This window comes from Streptomyces sp. NPDC096079 (genome assembly GCF_040303145.1).
GTDB lineage: Bacteria > Actinomycetota > Actinomycetes > Streptomycetales > Streptomycetaceae > Streptomyces.
Genome location: NZ_JBEOST010000011.1, coordinates 118468 through 134794, shown reverse-complemented (window position 1 = coordinate 134794; position 16327 = coordinate 118468). Strand labels below are relative to the sequence as shown.

General features: G+C 72.0%; 13 protein-coding genes. 10 read left to right on the top strand and 3 right to left on the bottom strand.

The features are described from left to right. Positions 1-22: 22 nt before the first annotated feature. A complete protein-coding gene (locus ABTY59_RS22760; RefSeq protein WP_352020844.1) occupies positions 23-1480 on the bottom strand; it encodes a cytosine permease in 1458 nt (485 codons plus the stop codon). 87 nt (positions 1481-1567) lie between these two features. Here ABTY59_RS22760 and ftsY point away from each other — a divergent pair, with 87 nt between their 5' ends. Continuing rightward, positions 1568-2791 (top strand): signal recognition particle-docking protein FtsY, encoded by a 1224-nt coding sequence (ftsY, locus tag ABTY59_RS22755; protein WP_352020843.1) that lies wholly within the window; start codon positions 1568-1570, stop codon positions 2789-2791. A gap of 81 nt (positions 2792-2872) precedes the next feature. On the opposite strand, the gene ABTY59_RS22750 is transcribed toward ftsY, so the two are convergent. Next, positions 2873-3526, bottom strand: coding sequence for a bifunctional DNA primase/polymerase (locus ABTY59_RS22750; RefSeq protein ID WP_352020842.1), 654 nt, complete (start codon positions 3524-3526; stop codon positions 2873-2875). Between the two features lie 424 nt (positions 3527-3950). Between ABTY59_RS22750 and nsdA the strand changes: the two genes are divergently transcribed. The 6 genes from nsdA to ftsH all read left to right on the top strand — a co-directional run bounded on the left by nsdA (position 3951) and on the right by ftsH (position 13603). Then, complete coding sequence (nsdA, locus tag ABTY59_RS22745; RefSeq protein WP_352020841.1) at positions 3951-5426, top strand: transcriptional repressor NsdA; 1476 nt, start codon at positions 3951-3953, stop codon at positions 5424-5426. A gap of 310 nt (positions 5427-5736) precedes the next feature. Further along, complete coding sequence (locus ABTY59_RS22740; RefSeq protein WP_352020840.1) at positions 5737-7083, top strand: ammonium transporter; 1347 nt, start codon at positions 5737-5739, stop codon at positions 7081-7083. After that, positions 7080-7418 (top strand): P-II family nitrogen regulator, encoded by a 339-nt coding sequence (locus tag ABTY59_RS22735; RefSeq protein ID WP_015036464.1) that lies wholly within the window; start codon positions 7080-7082, stop codon positions 7416-7418. The genes ABTY59_RS22740 and ABTY59_RS22735 overlap by 4 nt, the downstream gene beginning before the upstream one ends. A 20-nt stretch (positions 7419-7438) precedes the next feature. After that, a complete protein-coding gene (locus ABTY59_RS22730) occupies positions 7439-9889 on the top strand; it encodes a [protein-PII] uridylyltransferase (protein WP_352020839.1) in 2451 nt (816 codons plus the stop codon). 108 nt (positions 9890-9997) lie between these two features. Then, positions 9998-11551 carry a signal recognition particle protein gene (ffh, locus tag ABTY59_RS22725; protein WP_352020838.1) on the top strand — a complete coding sequence of 518 codons (1554 nt, stop codon included), beginning with the start codon at positions 9998-10000 and terminating at the stop codon, positions 11549-11551. A gap of 132 nt (positions 11552-11683) precedes the next feature. Continuing rightward, positions 11684-13603, top strand: coding sequence for an ATP-dependent zinc metalloprotease FtsH (gene ftsH, locus ABTY59_RS22720; RefSeq protein WP_352020837.1), 1920 nt, complete (start codon positions 11684-11686; stop codon positions 13601-13603). Between the two features lie 95 nt (positions 13604-13698). Here ftsH and ABTY59_RS22715 read toward each other — a convergent pair whose 3' ends face one another. After that, positions 13699-14424: a methyltransferase domain-containing protein gene (locus tag ABTY59_RS22715; RefSeq protein ID WP_352020836.1), complete on the bottom strand. Its 726-nt coding sequence runs from the start codon at positions 14422-14424 to the stop codon at positions 13699-13701. A 375-nt stretch (positions 14425-14799) separates the two neighbouring features. Here ABTY59_RS22715 and ABTY59_RS22710 point away from each other — a divergent pair, with 375 nt between their 5' ends. From ABTY59_RS22710 to ABTY59_RS22700, 3 genes are all read left to right on the top strand, one after another. Beyond that, on the top strand, positions 14800-15393 hold the full coding sequence (locus ABTY59_RS22710; RefSeq protein ID WP_030690647.1) for a hypothetical protein: 594 nt from the start codon (positions 14800-14802) through the stop codon (positions 15391-15393). A 154-nt stretch (positions 15394-15547) separates the two neighbouring features. Next, positions 15548-15991 (top strand): 30S ribosomal protein S16, encoded by a 444-nt coding sequence (gene rpsP, locus ABTY59_RS22705; RefSeq protein WP_015036470.1) that lies wholly within the window; start codon positions 15548-15550, stop codon positions 15989-15991. Between the two features lie 2 nt (positions 15992-15993). Then, positions 15994-16233 (top strand): RNA-binding protein, encoded by a 240-nt coding sequence (locus ABTY59_RS22700; protein WP_020868149.1) that lies wholly within the window; start codon positions 15994-15996, stop codon positions 16231-16233. Positions 16234-16327: the final 94 nt, after the last annotated feature.

Sequence of the window (16327 nt, the reverse complement as noted above, 5' to 3'; positions counted from 1 at the left end):
GGGGACAGTAACTGACGCAGCGTCAGATGGAAACGGTCTCGCGGCTCTCGGCGACGGCGGGATCCGCCGCCCGCCCGGGAGTGCGCGGCAGCACCGCGTACAGCACGCCCGCGACCACGATCGTCGCCGCCCAGCCCAGACCGTTCTCACCGATCCAGGACGAGGCGAGCGGACCGGAGAACCAGTCCACCTTCGTGAACAGCAGGCCCACGAGCAGCGCCACGCCCCACGCCGTCATCGCCTGCCAGGCGAAACCGGCCCGGTACCAGTAGGCACTGGTCCGCGTGGTGTCCATCAGCGCCTGCGCGTCGTACGTCCTCCGGCGCAGCATGTCCACGCCGAAGACCCCGATCCACGCCGAGAACGCCACCGCGAGCAGGGTCAGGAAGGAGATGAACGAACCGATGAAGCTGGTCGCCACGACCATCAGGAGGAAGCCGAAGACCAGGCTGATCACGGCGTTCACGCTCACCGCCGCGGCCCGCGGCACCTTGATGCCCAGGGTCTGCGCCGTGAAGCCGGCCGAGTACATCGACATCGAGTTGATCAGCAGCATGCCGAGCAGGGCGATCACCAGGTACGGCACCGAGATCCACATCGGCAGCAGCTCGCCGATGAAGGAGACCGGGTCCTGCGCCGAGGCCAGGTCCGGGGTGGACACCGCCATCACGGCGCCCATCAGCACCATGGGAAGCACCACGATCCCGGCGCCGCCGATCGTCGAGCCGACCATCGCGCGCGAGGAGGCCGTCCGCGGCAGGTACCGGGTGAAGTCCGGGCCCGAGGGCACCCAGCTGATGCCGCCGGCCGCGATCGTGCCGATGCCCGCCACCATCATCGCCGTCGAACCGGCCGGCTTGTCGAAGACCGCCGACCAGTCGGTGTTCGCCACCAGATAGACCAGGACGAGCACCGAGAAGGCACCGAAGAGGTACGTCGACCACTTGCTGCACACCCGCAGGGCGTTGATGCCGAGACCCGAGACCAGGAACGTGCAGGTCACGAAGAGCAGCAGCGTCACCACGATGAGCAGCGTGTTCGACTTCACGCCGAAGAGCAGGTCGAGGACGGTCAGCACCGCGTACGCCCCGGTGACCGCGTTGATGGTCTCCCAGCCCCAGCGGGCCACCCAGATCAGCGCACCGGGAAAAAGGTTTCCGCGCTGACCGAAGACGGCCCGCGACAGCGCCATGCCCGGCGCCCCGCCGCGCTTCCCCGCGATCGAGATCAGGCCGACGATCCCGTACGACAGCACCGGCGCGGCGATCGCCACGGTCAGGACCTGCCAGAAGTTCAGGCCGTTGAAGACGATCAGGCCGGCGCCCATCGTGAGCAGCAGCACACTGATGTTCGCGGCGACCCAGGTCGGGAAGAGCTCGCGGACCCGGCCGGTCCGCTCGGCGTCGGGGACGGGCTCGAGACCGCGGGTCTCCATGGCACCGTCGTGCGTCGCGCCTGCGGCTTCGGAGGCGTGGGGCATAGGGGTACTCCGTCGTACAGATGTGGGGGAACCACCCACTGTACGTGCTCCGCCGACAGCCTCCTCGTGGCCGATACTGGACGGGTTATGGACACACTCATCCTTGCTGTAGTCATCGCTCTGGTCGTCGCGGTCGCCGTGACAAGCGGGCTCGTGATCAGCGGCCGCAAGAAGAAGCAGCTGCCGCCGGCCGAGCCGCCGTCCACCACGCCGACCATCACCGCTCCGCCCGCGGAACCGCACGTCGGCGACGAGGCGGAGACGCCGCGGGACGAACCACGCCGGACCGTCGAGGAGGTCGAGCTCCCCACGGCCGAGGCCCCCGACGCCCCGGTCGCGGTCGAGGAACCCCTCGTCGAGGAGCCCGCCGCTCCCGAGATCGAGGTCCCGGAGCCCACCGCCGGCCGCCTCGTGCGGCTCCGGGCCCGCCTCGCCCGCTCCCAGAACTCGCTCGGCAAGGGGCTGCTCACGCTGCTGTCCCGCGAGCACCTCGACGAGGACACCTGGGAGGAGATCGAGGAGACCCTCCTCACGGCCGACGTCGGCGTCGCCCCCACCCAGGAGCTCGTCGACCGGCTCCGTGAGCGCGTCAAGGTCCTCGGCACCCGCACCCCCGACGAGCTGCGCACGCTGCTCCGTGAGGAGCTCGTCGCCCTCCTCGGCGACTTCGACCGCACGGTGAAGACCGAGAGCCCCGAGGACACCCCGGGCGTCGTCATGGTCGTCGGCGTCAACGGCACCGGCAAGACCACCACCACCGGCAAGCTGGCCCGCGTCCTCGTCGCCGACGGCAAGTCCGTCGTCCTCGGCGCCGCCGACACCTTCCGCGCCGCCGCCGCCGACCAGCTCCAGACCTGGGGCGAGCGCGTCGGCGCCCGCACCGTGCGCGGACCCGAGGGCGGCGACCCGGCGTCGATCGCCTTCGACGCGGTCAAGGAGGGCATCGCGGAGAAGGCCGACGTCGTCCTCATCGACACCGCCGGCCGGCTCCACACCAAGACCGGCCTCATGGACGAGCTCGGCAAGGTCAAGCGCGTCGTCGAGAAGCACGGCCCGCTCGACGAGATCCTCCTCGTCCTCGACGCCACCACCGGCCAGAACGGCCTGATCCAGGCCCGCGTCTTCGCCGAGGTCGTCGACATCACCGGCATCGTGCTGACCAAGCTCGACGGAACCGCCAAGGGCGGCATCGTCGTCGCCGTCCAGCGCGAGCTGGGCGTCCCGGTCAAGCTCGTCGGCCTCGGCGAGGGCCCGGACGACCTGGCGCCCTTCGAGCCGGGCGCCTTCGTCGACGCCCTGATCGGCGACTGACGCCTCGTACGGCATTCACCGACGCCTCGACGGCATGCGGAAGGGCCCTCGCCCCAGTGTGGCGAGGGCCCTTCCGCGTCCTCAGAAGTGCGTCCGGTGGCAGATGTACGCCAAGGTGCCGAGGAGCAGCCGGGCCTGCGGTGGCGCGCCCGCCGTGTCCAGCGTCGGCGGCCGCAGCCAGCGCACCGGCCCGAGCCCGCCCAGGTCCGACGGGGGAGCGGTGACGTGGGAGCCGGGGCCCAGACAGTGCAGGTCCAGATCGGCGTCGTCCCAGCCCATCCGGTACAGCAGCTGCGGCAGCTCGGCCGCCGCGCCCGGGGCCACGAAGAACCGCGCCCGGCCGGTCGGGGTCGCGCTCACCGGGCCCAGCGGCAGCCCCATGCGCTCCAGGCGGACCAGGGCCCGCCGGCCCGCCGCCTCGGCGACCTCGATGACGTCGAAGGCCCGGCCGACGGGGAGGAGCAGGGCCGCGCCCGGGTACGCGGACCAGGCCTTGACGGCGTCGTCCAGGCCGGCGCCCGCCGGGACGGGCCGCGCGAAGGAGAGGGGATGGGCGCCGGGGGCGGCGCACGTCGGATCCCCGCAGGAGCACTGGCCGGAGACGGCCCGCGCGCCGGGGACGACGTCCCAGCCCCAAAGCCCCGTGTACTCGGCCACCGCAGTGCACTCCGTGGTGCGTACGCGGCGGCGTGCGCCGGACCGCATCTCACGAATGCCGCCGATCGTGAAACCCATGCCCCCTCCAACGGGTCGAGCGCGCCGGTGGTTACGACCCGGAGAACGGACGTCACCCTTCGTCACGGACCGTCGCCGGTGTGGCGCACGGTCGCGGGAGGGGTGGTGCGGACCGGGACACGCGCCTCTCCGCGCTTCCGTCCGCCGACTCCGGTTCGTCGCATGTCAAGTGAATCGCGTTCCACGCGCGGCGAGTTCATTCGAAGGGGTGGCGAATGGTGGCGTTTCTTGAATCGCCCTCGTGGAGGGGTGATCGTAGGATTACTGTCGGTACTCGAACCTCGGGACCACGTGCACGCGTGGGTATGCCGGAGGCAACCCGGTTTCCAGTTCGAAGGAGTGCGAACGTCGGACGGGTGCCGCGAGAGGCGGCATTCTGATAGGGGTTCGGACGACAGGTTTTCAGGTGGATGGGGGCGTTCCAGTGAGCGGCAACGGCGCAGACGGTACGACTGCCGGCAAGCGCCCGAACGAGCAGCTGGGCTCGTGGTTCGTGCGCAGCGGCTGGTCCAAGGGCGAACTGGCACGCCAGGTGAACCGCAGGGCGCGGCAGATGGGCGCGCACCACATCTCCACCGACACCTCGCGGGTGCGCCGTTGGCTCGACGGCGAGCAGCCCCGCGAGCCCATCCCGCGGATCCTCTCCGAGCTCTTCTCCGAGCGCTTCGGCTCCGTCGTCGCGGTCGAGGACCTCGGGCTGCGCACCGCCCACCAGTCGCCCTCCGTCTCCGGCGTCGACCTCCCCTGGGCCGGACCGCAGACCGTCGCCCTGCTCAGCGAGTTCTCCCGCAGCGACCTCATGCTCGCCCGCCGGGGCTTCCTCGGCTCCTCGCTCTCGCTCGCCGCCGGACCCGCCCTCATCGAACCGATGCAGCGCTGGCTCGTCCCCACCCCGGTCGCCGACGTCGAGCGGCCCGAGCCCCTCGTCGACGCCCGCCGCCCCAACCGGCTCTCCGAGGTCGAGCTCGACCTCCTGGAGTCCACCACCGCCATGTTCCGCAAGTGGGACGCCCAGTGCGGCGGCGGACTGCGGCGCAAGGCCGTCGTCGGCCAGCTCCACGAGGTCACCGACCTCCTCCAGGAGTCCCAGCCCGCCGCCACCGCCAAGCGCCTCTTCACCTGCGCCGCCGAACTCGCCGAACTGGCCGGCTGGATGAGCTACGACGTCGGGCTCCAGCCCACCGCCCAGAAGTACTTCGTGCTGGCCCTGCACGCCGCGAAGGAGGCCGGCGACAAGCCCCTCGGCTCGTACATCCTCTCCTCGATGAGCCGCCAGATGATCCACCTCGGCCGGCCCGACGACGCCCTCGAACTCATCCATCTCGCCCAGTACGGCAGTCGGGACTGCGCCACCGCGCGCACCCAGGCCATGCTGTATGCGATGGAGGCCCGCGCCTACGCCAACATGGGCCAGCCCTCCAAGTGCAAGCGGGCCGTCCGGATGGCCGAGGACACCTTCGCCGACGTCGGTCTGGACGGCGAGCCCGAGCCCGACTGGATCGGCTTCTTCTCCGAGGCCGAGCTCAACGGCGAGAACTCCCACTCCTACCGCGACCTCGCCTATGTCGCCGGCCGCTCCCCGACCTACGCCTCGCTCGCCGAGCCCGTCATGGAGCGGGCCGTGGCGCTCTTCGAGAAGGACCCCGACCACCAGCGCTCGTACGCGCTGAACCTGATCGGCATGGCCACCGTCCACCTCCTCAAGCGGGAACCCGAGCAGTCCGTGGTCCTCGCCGAGAAGGCCCTCGGGGTCGCCCGCAGCATCCGCTCCGAGCGGGTCAACACCCGGCTCCGCAAGACCGTCGACCACGCCGCCCGCAACTACAGCGACGTCGCCGAGGTCGTCCAGCTCACCGACCGGCTCACCCTGCTCCTGCCCGAGGCCGCCGAGGCGGTCTGACCCCCCCGGCCCGCACCGCGCGGGCCCGCACCGACCCCGGCCGCGCCGGACGTCCCGTAAAGCCCGACTCGGCTCCCCCGCCGCAAGGTCACACGGACGCCCGACGCGGCCGGTCCGCGTCACCCGCCCGTGATCCGGGCGTTCATCGTCACGTAACACGCCCCACCCCTTCGTCACCGCTCCGAAACATCGAGCGGCATCGGCGGAAACCGCGCTGCGCGAATCTCTGGCCCATAACCGGCCACCCCTCACGGCCGGACGCTCCCCGGCCCCGCCCCGCACGGCCGCATTCGACGACGAGGAGACGCCGATGGCACCAGCCATCACGACCCTGGCCGCAGACGCCCCCGCGCTGTCCGCCGCCAACACCGGGTTCATGCTCATCTGCTCCGCCCTGGTCATGCTGATGACCCCGGCACTCGCCTTCTTCTACGGAGGCATGGTCCGCGTCAAGTCCACCCTCAACATGCTGATGATGAGCTTCATCAGCCTCGGGATCGTCACGATCCTCTGGGTGCTCTTCGGCTTCAGCCTCGCCTTCGGCACCGACTCGGGCTCGCTCATCGGCTGGTCCTCCGAGTACGTCGGCCTCAGCGGCATCGGGATCACCGAACTCTGGGACGGCTACACCATCCCGGTGTACGTCTTCGCCGTCTTCCAGCTGATGTTCGCGATCATCACGCCCGCGCTCATCAGCGGCGCCCTCGCCGACCGCGTCAAGTTCACCGCCTGGGCCCTCTTCATCACCCTCTGGGTCACCCTCGTCTACTTCCCCGTCGCCCACTGGGTCTGGGGCGCCGGCGGCTGGCTCTTCGAGATGGGCGTCATCGACTTCGCCGGCGGCACCGCCGTCCACATCAACGCCGGCGCCGCGGCCCTCGGCGTGATCCTCGTCATCGGCAAGCGCGTCGGCTTCAAGAAGGACCCGATGCGCCCGCACAGCCTCCCGCTGGTCATGCTCGGCGCCGGTCTGCTCTGGTTCGGCTGGTTCGGCTTCAACGCCGGCTCCTGGCTCGGCAACGACGACGGCGTCGGCGCCGTGATGTTCGTCAACACCCAGGTCGCCACCGCCGCCGCCATGCTCGCCTGGCTCGCGTACGAGAAGATCCGCCACGGCTCCTTCACCACCCTCGGAGCCGCCTCCGGCGCGGTCGCGGGCCTCGTCGCCATCACCCCGTCCGGCGGCGCCGTCAGCCCGCTCGGCGCGATCGCCGTCGGTGCCATCGCCGGTCTCCTCTGCGCCATGGCCGTCGGCCTCAAGTACAAGTTCGGCTACGACGACTCCCTCGACGTCGTCGGCGTCCACCTCGTCGGCGGTGTCGCCGGCTCCCTCCTCGTCGGCCTCTTCGCCACCGGCGGCGTCCAGTCCGACGCCAAGGGCCTCTTCTACGGCGGCGGCCTGGAGCAGCTCGGCAAGCAGGCCATCGGCGTCTTCGCCGTCCTCGCCTACTCTCTGATCGCCTCCGCCGTCCTCGCCCTGATCATCGACAGGACGATGGGCATGCGGGTCAGCGAGGACGACGAGATCTCCGGCATCGACCAGGTCGAGCACGCCGAGACCGCGTACGACTTCAGCGGAGCCGGCGGCGGCATCACGGGACGCAGCACCTCCGTGGCCACACCCGTCCTGAGCGAGAACAAGAAGGTGGACGCATGAAGCTCATCACCGCGGTCGTGAAGCCGCATCGGCTCGACGAGATCAAGGAGGCCCTCCAGGCCTTCGGCGTCCACGGGCTCACCGTCACCGAGGCCAGCGGCTACGGCCGTCAGCGCGGCCACACCGAGGTCTACCGGGGCGCCGAGTACACCGTCGACCTCGTCCCCAAGATCCGCATCGAGGTCCTCGTCGAGGACGAGGACGCCGAACAGCTCATCGACGTCGTCGTGAAGGCCGCCAGGACCGGCAAGATCGGAGACGGCAAGGTGTGGAGCGTGCCGGTCGAGACCGCCGTACGGGTCCGCACCGGCGAGCGCGGGCCGGACGCACTGTAAGCACGGATGGGAGCCGCCGGGTGACGAACCTCGACACGAGCGACACGACCGAAGAACCGGGACCCGGCGGTTACGCGGCGGCCCGGCTGCTCCTCCTCCACGAGAAGGGGCGGCCCGGGCCGCCGCGCCGTGCCGCCCTCGCCCGGCTCACCGACGACTGGCTGACGGGCCTCTACGCCGCCGCCGCCCCGCCCCGCGGGACCGCCCTCGTCGCCGTCGGCGGCTACGGACGCGCCGAACTCTCCCCGCGCAGCGACCTGGACCTCCTCCTGCTCCACGACGGCACCGCCGACAAGGCCGCCGTCGCCGCCCTCGCCGACCGGATCTGGTACCCCGTCTGGGACCTCGGCCTCGCCCTCGACCACTCCGTCCGCACCCCCGCCGAGGCCCGCGCCACCGCCGCCGAGGACCTCAAGGCCCACCTCGGCCTCCTCGACGCCCGGACCGTCGCGGGCGACGCCGGACTCGTCGCCGCCCTGCGCACCACCGTCCTCGCCGACTGGCGCAACCAGGCCCCCCGGAGGCTCCCCGAACTCGACGCGCTCTGCCGGGAGCGCGCCGAGAGGGCGGGAGAGCTCCAGTACCTCCTCGAACCCGACCTGAAGGAGGCCAGAGGCGGCCTCCGCGACCTCCAGGTGCTGCGCGCCGTCGCCGCCTCCTGGGTCGCCGACGCCCCCCGCGAGGGCCTCGACGGCGCCCGCCGCCGGCTCCTCGACGCCCGCGACGCCCTCCACCTCGCCACCGGCCGGGCCACCGACCGGCTCGCCCTCCAGGAACAGGACGCCGTCGCCGCCGAGCTCGGTCTCCTCGACGCCGACACCCTGCTCCGCGAGGTCTACGAGGCCGCGCGGACCGTCTCGTACGCCACCGACGTCACCTGGCGCGAGGTCCACCGCGTCCTCAGGGCCCGCTCCGCCCGACCCCGGCTCCGCACCCTCCTCGGCCGCGGCGGTACGAAACCTCCCGTCGAGCGGACCCCGCTCGCCGAGGGCGTCGTCGAGATGGACGGCGAGGCCGTCCTCGCCCTCGGCGCCCGGCCCGAGCGCGACCCCGTGCTGCCCCTGCGGGCCGCCGCGGCGGCCGCCCAGTCCGCCCTCCCGCTCTCCCCGCACGCCGTCCGCCGCCTCGCCTCCGCCGCCGCGCCCCTGCCCGTGCCCTGGCCCGCCGAGGCCCGGGAGGAACTCGTCACCCTCCTCGGCGCCGGCGAGGCCACCGTCCCCGTCTGGGAGGCCCTGGAGGCCGAGGGGCTCGTCACCCGGCTGCTGCCCGACTGGGAGCGCGTCCGCTGCCGGCCCCAGCGCAACCCCGTGCACACCTGGACCGTCGACCGGCACCTCGTCGAGACCGCCGTACGGGCCTCCTCGCTCACCCGCCGCGTCGGCCGCCCCGACCTGCTGCTCGTCGCCGCCCTCCTCCACGACATCGGCAAGGGCTGGCCCGGCGACCACTCCGTCGCCGGCGAGACCATCGCCCGCGACCTCGCCGCCCGCATCGGCTTCGACCGCACCGACACCGCCGCCGTCGCCACCGTCGTCCGCCACCACCTGCTCCTCGTCGAGACCGCCACCCGCCGCGACCTCGACGACCCCGCCACCGTCCAGTCCGTCGCCACCGCCGTCGGCAGCCTCGGCACCCTGGAGCTCCTGCACGCCCTCACCGAGGCCGACGCGCTCGCCACCGGGCCCGCCGCCTGGTCCTCCTGGCGCGCCTCGCTCGTCGCCGACCTGGTCAAACGGGTCGCGGGCGTGCTCACGGGCGCGCCCCTGCCCGACCCGGAGGCCGCCGCGCCCAGCGCCGAACAGGAACGGCTCGCGATCGAGGCCCTGCGCACCGGCGAACCCGTCCTGGCCCTCCACGCCCGCGACGAGCAGCCCCTCGACGAGGAACAGCCGGAGCCCGTCGGCGTCGAACTCCTCATCGCCCTGCCCGACCGGCCCGGTGTCCTCCCCGCCGTCGCCGGGGTCCTCGCCCTGCACCGGCTCACCGTCCGCGCCGCCGAGCTCCGCGCCGTCGACCTGCCCAGCGGCCTCGGCTCCGACTCCGGCTCCGTCCTCGTCCTGGACTGGCGCGTGGCCGCCGAGTACGGCTCCCTTCCCGAGGCCGCCCGGCTCCGCGCCGACCTGGTGCGCGCCCTCGACGGCTCCCTCGACATCCCCGCCCGCCTCGCCGAGCGCGAGGCCGCCTACCCCCGCCGCCGGGGCCTGGCCGCCCCGCCGCCCCGGGTCACCGTGGCCGCCGCCGACTCCCGCCTCGCCACCGTCATCGAGGTCCGCGCGCAGGACGCCCCCGGGCTGCTGCACCGCATCGGCCGCGCCCTGGAGGGGGCGGCGGTACGGGTGCGGAGCGCCCATGTCTCCACGCTGGGCGCCAACGCCGTCGACACCCTGTACGTGACCCGCCCGGACGGCTCCCTGCTGCCCGACGAGGAGGCGATCGACCTGGCCCGCGCGCTGGAGGACGCGCTGCGGTGACCGGGAGAACCCGGGGGATTCGGCGGGCGGGGGCACACACTTCGAGCGGCCCGATACCCTGGAGGGCAATCCGACCGCCCCCGACACCGACGAGGATCCGCGACCGCCGTGTTCGATACCCTCTCCGACCGCCTTGCAGCGACCTTCAAGAACCTCCGCGGCAAGGGCCGTCTGTCCGAGGCGGACATCGACGCCACCGCGCGCGAGATCCGTATCGCGCTGCTCGAAGCGGATGTCGCCCTGCCGGTCGTCCGCGCCTTCATCAAGCAGGTCAAGGAGCGCTCGCTGGGCGCGGAGGTCTCCCAGGCCCTCAACCCCGCCCAGCAGGTCATCAAGATCGTCAACGACGAGCTGATCGCCATCCTCGGTGGCGAGACCCGTCGGCTGCGCTTCGCCAAGACCGCGCCGACCGTGATCATGCTCGCCGGTCTCCAGGGCGCCGGTAAGACCACGCTCGCCGGAAAGCTGGGCGTCTGGCTGAAGAGCCAGGGCCACTCCCCGCTGCTCGTCGCCTGCGACCTCCAGCGCCCGAACGCCGTCAACCAGCTCTCCGTCGTCGCCGATCGCGCCGGCGTGGCCTTCTACGGCCCGCAGCCGGGCAACGGCGTCGGCGACCCGGTCCAGGTCGCGAAGGACTCGATCGAGTACGCGCGGACCAAGCTGTACGACGTCGTCATCGTCGACACCGCCGGCCGCCTCGGCATCGACCAGGAGCTGATGCAGCAGGCCGCGGACATCCGCGACGCCGTCAGCCCCGACGAGGTCCTCTTCGTCGTCGACGCCATGATCGGTCAGGACGCGGTCAACACCGCCGAGGCCTTCCGCGACGGCGTCGGCTTCGACGGCGTCGTGCTCTCCAAGCTCGACGGCGACGCCCGAGGCGGTGCCGCGCTCTCCATCGCGCACGTCACCGGCAAGCAGATCATGTTCGCCTCCAACGGCGAGAAGCTGGACGAGTTCGACGCGTTCCATCCGGACCGCATGGCGTCCCGCATCCTCGGCATGGGCGACATGCTCTCCCTCATCGAGAAGGCGCAGCAGACCTTCGACGAGGAAGAGGCCGCCAAGATGGCCTCGAAGCTCGCCTCGAAGAAGGGCGAGGGCTTCACGCTCGACGACTTCCTGGCCCAGATGGAGCAGGTCCGCAAGATGGGCTCCATCTCGAAGCTGCTCGGGATGCTGCCCGGCATGGGCCAGATGAAGGAACAGATCGCCAACATCGACGAGCGGGACGTCGACCGCACGGCCGCCATCATCAAGTCGATGACCCCGGCCGAGCGCCAGGACCCGACCATCATCAACGGCTCCCGCCGTGCCCGTATCGCCAAGGGCTCCGGCGTCGAGGTCAGCGCGGTCAAGGGCCTGGTCGAGCGGTTCTTCGAGGCCCGCAAGATGATGTCCCGCATGGCGCAGGGCGGCGGCATGCCCGGGATGCCCGGCATCCCCGGCATGGGCGGCGGCCCCGGCCGGCAGAAGAAGCAGGTCAAGCAGGCCAAGGGCAAGCGCAAGAGCGGCAACCCGATGAAGCGGAAGGCCGAGGAGCAGGCCGCGGCCGAGCGCCGCGAGCAGGCACAGGCGGGCGGCGCCTTCGGCCTCCCGGCCGGCGGCCAGACGCCCAAGGACTTCGAGCTCCCGGACGAGTTCAAGAAGTTCATGGGCTGACCGAGCCCGTGTGAGGGGCTCGGGGCGGTGCGAAACCGACCCGGGCCCCTTTTCACTCCTCCGCAGTGCCCGTAATGCCGTGATCGTCACGCTCTTCGATACTGGGGCCACTGCCGCCCCGAGGAGAGCCACGTGGCCAACCCCGTACCCCCGCGCGACCGGACCGACCAGCCCTGGCGCTCGGAAGGGGCCCCGCCGCCCCCGTCGCCGAAGAAGCGCATGCCGGGGAGCTGGGGCAGCCTCATCCTCACCGCGCTCGTCGTCTACCTGATCGCCAACATCGTGCTGTCGTTCTTCAACGAGGGCGACGGGCCGACGATCTCGTACACCGAGTTCGACAAGCAGGTCGCCGCCGGGAACGTCACCAAGATCTACTCCAAGGGCGACGCGATCCAGGGGCAGCTGAAGAACAAACAGCCCGTCCCGGACGGCGACGGCGACTACACCAAGTTCACCACCCAGCGGCCGGCGTTCGCCGACGACGACCTGTGGGCGCAGCTGACCAAGCAGAACGTGGTCGTCACCGCCGAGCCGGTCGTCAAGGAACGCAGCTTCCTCGCCAACCTGCTGATCTCCCTGGCGCCGATGCTTCTGCTCATCGTGCTCTGGGTGTTCATCGCCCGCCGCATGAGCGCGGGGATGGGCGGCGCCGGCGGCATGCTCGGCCGCAAGCAGCCGCCGAAACCGGTCGAGCTGGAGGGCGGCAAGCGCACCACCTTCGAGGACGTCGCCGGCATCGACGAGGTCGAGGGCGAACTCAACGACGTCGTCGACTTCCTCAAGAACCCGCAGGCCTACCGTGAGATGGGCGCCAAGATGCCCCGCGGCGTGCTCCTCGCGGGCCCTCCCGGCACCGGCAAGACGCTGCTCGCGCGGGCCGTCGCGGGCGAGGCGGGCGTCCCGTTCTTCTCGGCCTCCGCCTCCGAGTTCATCGAGATGATCGTGGGCGTCGGCGCGTCCCGGGTCCGCGAGCTGTTCGCCGAGGCCCGCAAGGTCGCCCCCGCGATCATCTTCATCGACGAGATCGACACCATCGGCCGGGCCCGCGGCGGCGGCTCCGGGATGGGCGGGCACGACGAGCGCGAGCAGACCCTCAACCAGATCCTCACCGAGATGGACGGCTTCACCGGTTCCGAGGGCGTCATCGTCCTCGCCGCCACCAACCGCGCCGACGTGCTCGACCCGGCCCTCACCCGGCCGGGCCGCTTCGACCGGATCGTCCACGTCAACCCGCCCGACCGGGGCGGCCGCGAGGCGATCCTGAAGATCCACACCCGGGAGATCCCGCTCGCCCAGGACGTCGACCTGGAGCACGTGGCCCGCACCACCCCCGGCATGACCGGGGCCGAGCTCGCCAACCTCGCCAACGAGGCCGCGCTCCTCGCGGTCAAGCGCGACCAGAGGGCCGTCACCCAGTCCGATCTGTCCGACGCGCTGGAGAAGGTCCAGCTCGGCGCCGAACGGCCGCTCGTGATGCCCGCCGAGGAGCGGCGCCGCACCGCGTACCACGAGAGCGGTCACGCCCTGCTCGGCATGCTCCAGCCCGGCGCCGACCCGGTCCGCAAGATCACCATCGTGCCGCGCGGCCGGGCCCTCGGCGTCACCCTGTCGACCCCCGACGCCGACAAGTACGCCTACACCGAGGACTACCTGCGCGGCCGGATCATCGGCGCCCTCGGCGGGATGGCGGCCGAGCAGGTCGTCTTCGGGGTCATCACCACCGGCGCCGAGAGCGACCTCGAACAGGTCACCAACATCGCCCGGGGCATGGCCGGCCGCTGGGGCATGAGCGAGCGCGTCGGCCGGCTCACCGCCATCCCGAGCGACGCCCAGCAGGCGTACGGGCTCTCGGCCGCCCCCGCGACCCTCGACACGGTCGACGAGGAGATGCGCCGCATCGTCGACGAGTGCTACGAGAGCGCGGTACGGCAGCTGCGCGAGCACCGCGACAAGCTGGACGCCCTCGCCGAGGCCCTCCTCGCCAACGAGACCCTGGAGGAGGACGCGGCCTACCGCGCGGCGGGCGTCACGCGGCTGCGGAAGGAGTCCTGAGGGCCTTGGGCTGTGCGTGGTCGATCAGGCCGGATCAGGGAGCGGTGCCAGGCACCGCGCGAGCCAAGCCTGATCGACGGGACACCCCCGGGAGCTCAGCCGGCCCGGCCGACGACGTACCGGAAGACGTTCGGCATCCACACCGTCCCGTCCGGGCGGACGTACGGGGCGAGCGCCTCCTCGATCTCCTTCTCCACCTGCGCGGGCTCCGTCGCCCGCACCGCCTCGTCGAAGACGCCCGTCGAGAGCAGTCCGCGCACCGCGCTGGACTCGTCCGCGTACCCGAAGGGGCAGGCCACCCGGCCCGAGCCGGCCGGCCGCAGCCCCGCCCCCGCCAGCAGGGCGTCCAGATCGGGCCCCGGTACCGGACCGCGGTCCGCGAGCCGGGCGGCGACGCGCAGCACCGGCTCCGTGGCGCACCGCTCCGGCGGCCCCCACCCGGCGAGCACGACCGCGGTGCCCGGTTGGGCCGTACGGGTGAGGGCCCGGAGCTCCGGGAGCATCCCGTCCGTCGCGTGGAAGGCCGTGATCACGTCGTACGGAAGGTCCTCCGGAGGTTCCTCCGTGACCGTGACGCCCTCCGGCAGCCGCTCCCTGGCCAGCTCCACGCGCGCGTGGTCCCGGTCGGCACCGGCCGCCCGCGCGCCCCGCGCCGCCGCCATCAGGAGGGCGAGGCCCGAGCCGCAGCCCAGGCCGAGCAGCCGGGATCCGGTGCCCACGCCGAGCCGGTCGTACACCGCCTCGTAGAGCGGCACCAGCATCCGTTCCTGGATCTCGGCCCAGTCACGCGCGGGGTGGTGCGGGACGAGCGTAGGTGTCATGGAAAAGTGCCCCAATCCGTGCTCGGACGACAGCCCCCCGTAGTCAGGGAACTGCGCATCCCCGGCCGCGTCCAGTGCTCGCGCCGGACGGATTCCTCCGGGGGAGGGGCGGTGCGCCGCCTTGCGCGCGGACCCGGTAATGTCCTCGCGACGCCCTCCCGGGCCGCTGCCGCCCCTCAGGGGCGCGCGCACCGCGATCACGCGCCGGGGCGTATGCGCCACTAGGCGGCGACTTGACGTTCTCTGCGTGACTTCTCCGCAGATCGGGGCACTGGCCCGCGTCACGACGCATCAACGGCAACTGACGGGTACGTGCAAAATATTTGGGATGCCCCGGAATGGAACCCGGGGGCACTCCGGCTCGTTGTACGCGACGTGAGCACGACACCCCCTGTTCTCGCCGCAGAGCTGGCACAGGCGTGGGCCGACATTCAGCGGCACCACCCCGAGCTGCCCGATCTTGCCGCGCCCGAGTCCCTGATCGGAGAGTCCTCGTCCGCCTGCGGCGCCGAACTCTCCTTCGAACGACTGCTCCACGAGGCAGTCCACGGCATCGCCGCCGCCCGAGGTGTCCGCGACACCTCCCGGGCCGGCCGCTATCACAACCGCAGATTCCTCGCGATCGCCGAGGAGATGGGCCTCGACCATCCCGAGGAGCCGCACGCCAGCAGCGGCTTCTCCCTGGTCACGCTCAACCCCGAGGCGCGACGCCGCTACCGGCCCACCATCGAGCGGCTCCAGCGCGCCCTCAAGGCCCACACCGTCGCCACGGCCGCCGACACCAAGCGCTCCTTCCGCGGACCGGCCGCCCGGCACGGCTCCTCGGGCGGCGGCGTCCGCGTCAAGGCCGTCTGCGACTGCGGGCGGAACGTGCGCGTGGTGCCCTCGGTGCTCGCCCAGGCCCCGATCGTGTGCGGCGGCTGCGGCAAGCCCTTCCGCATCCCGGAGACAGTGGGCGCAGCCAACTGAGCCGGCGGCGTGTGGCACAATGGCTAGCTGTACTCGACAGTCGCACAGGACCCCTCTCTCCTCCGGCTGACGCGTCCATCGGGCACCCGAGTACCGCAACCCCACGTGGCATCTCAAGTGCCCAACCACGTCAAGACCAGGAGACACCACTCCAGTGGCAGTCAAGATCAAGCTCAAGCGCCTCGGCAAGATTCGCCAGCCGCACTACCGCATCGTCGTCGCCGACTCGCGCACCCGTCGTGACGGTCGCGCGATCGAGGAGATCGGCCTCTACCACCCGACGTACAACCCGTCGCGTATCGAGGTCGACTCCGAGCGTGCGCAGTACTGGCTGTCCGTCGGCGCCCAGCCGACCGAGCCGGTCCTCGCCATCCTGAAGCTCACCGGCGACTGGCAGAAGCACAAGGGTCTGCCGGCCCCCGAGAAGGCTCTGCTCGTCCCCGCCACGAAGGAGGCGAAGCGCGCCTCGTTCGACGAGTTCGCGAAGACCCTCGAGGGCGGCGACGACAAGGGTGAGGCCATCACCCCGAAGGCCAAGAAGGCCGACAAGAAGGCGGACGAGGCCGAGGCCGCGTCCACCGAGTCGACCGAGGCCTGATCATGCTCGAGGAGGCTCTCGAGCACCTCGTGAAGGGCATCGTCGACAACCCCGACGAGGTGCAGGTCGCCTCGCGCAACCTGCGCCGGGGCCGCGTGCTGGAGGTCCGGGTCCACCCCGACGACCTCGGCAAGGTCATCGGCCGCAACGGCCGCACCGCGCGTGCGCTGCGCACCGTCGTGGGTGCCATCGGCGGACGGGGGATCCGCGTCGACCTCGTCGACGTGGACCAGGTCCGCTGAGCAGGTCGGCAGCATCACCTTAGTTGTGCCGGCACGGGCCGGGGAGGGCTGAAGAGCCCACCCCGGCCCGTTGTCGTACGTACGAGCTGTGTGA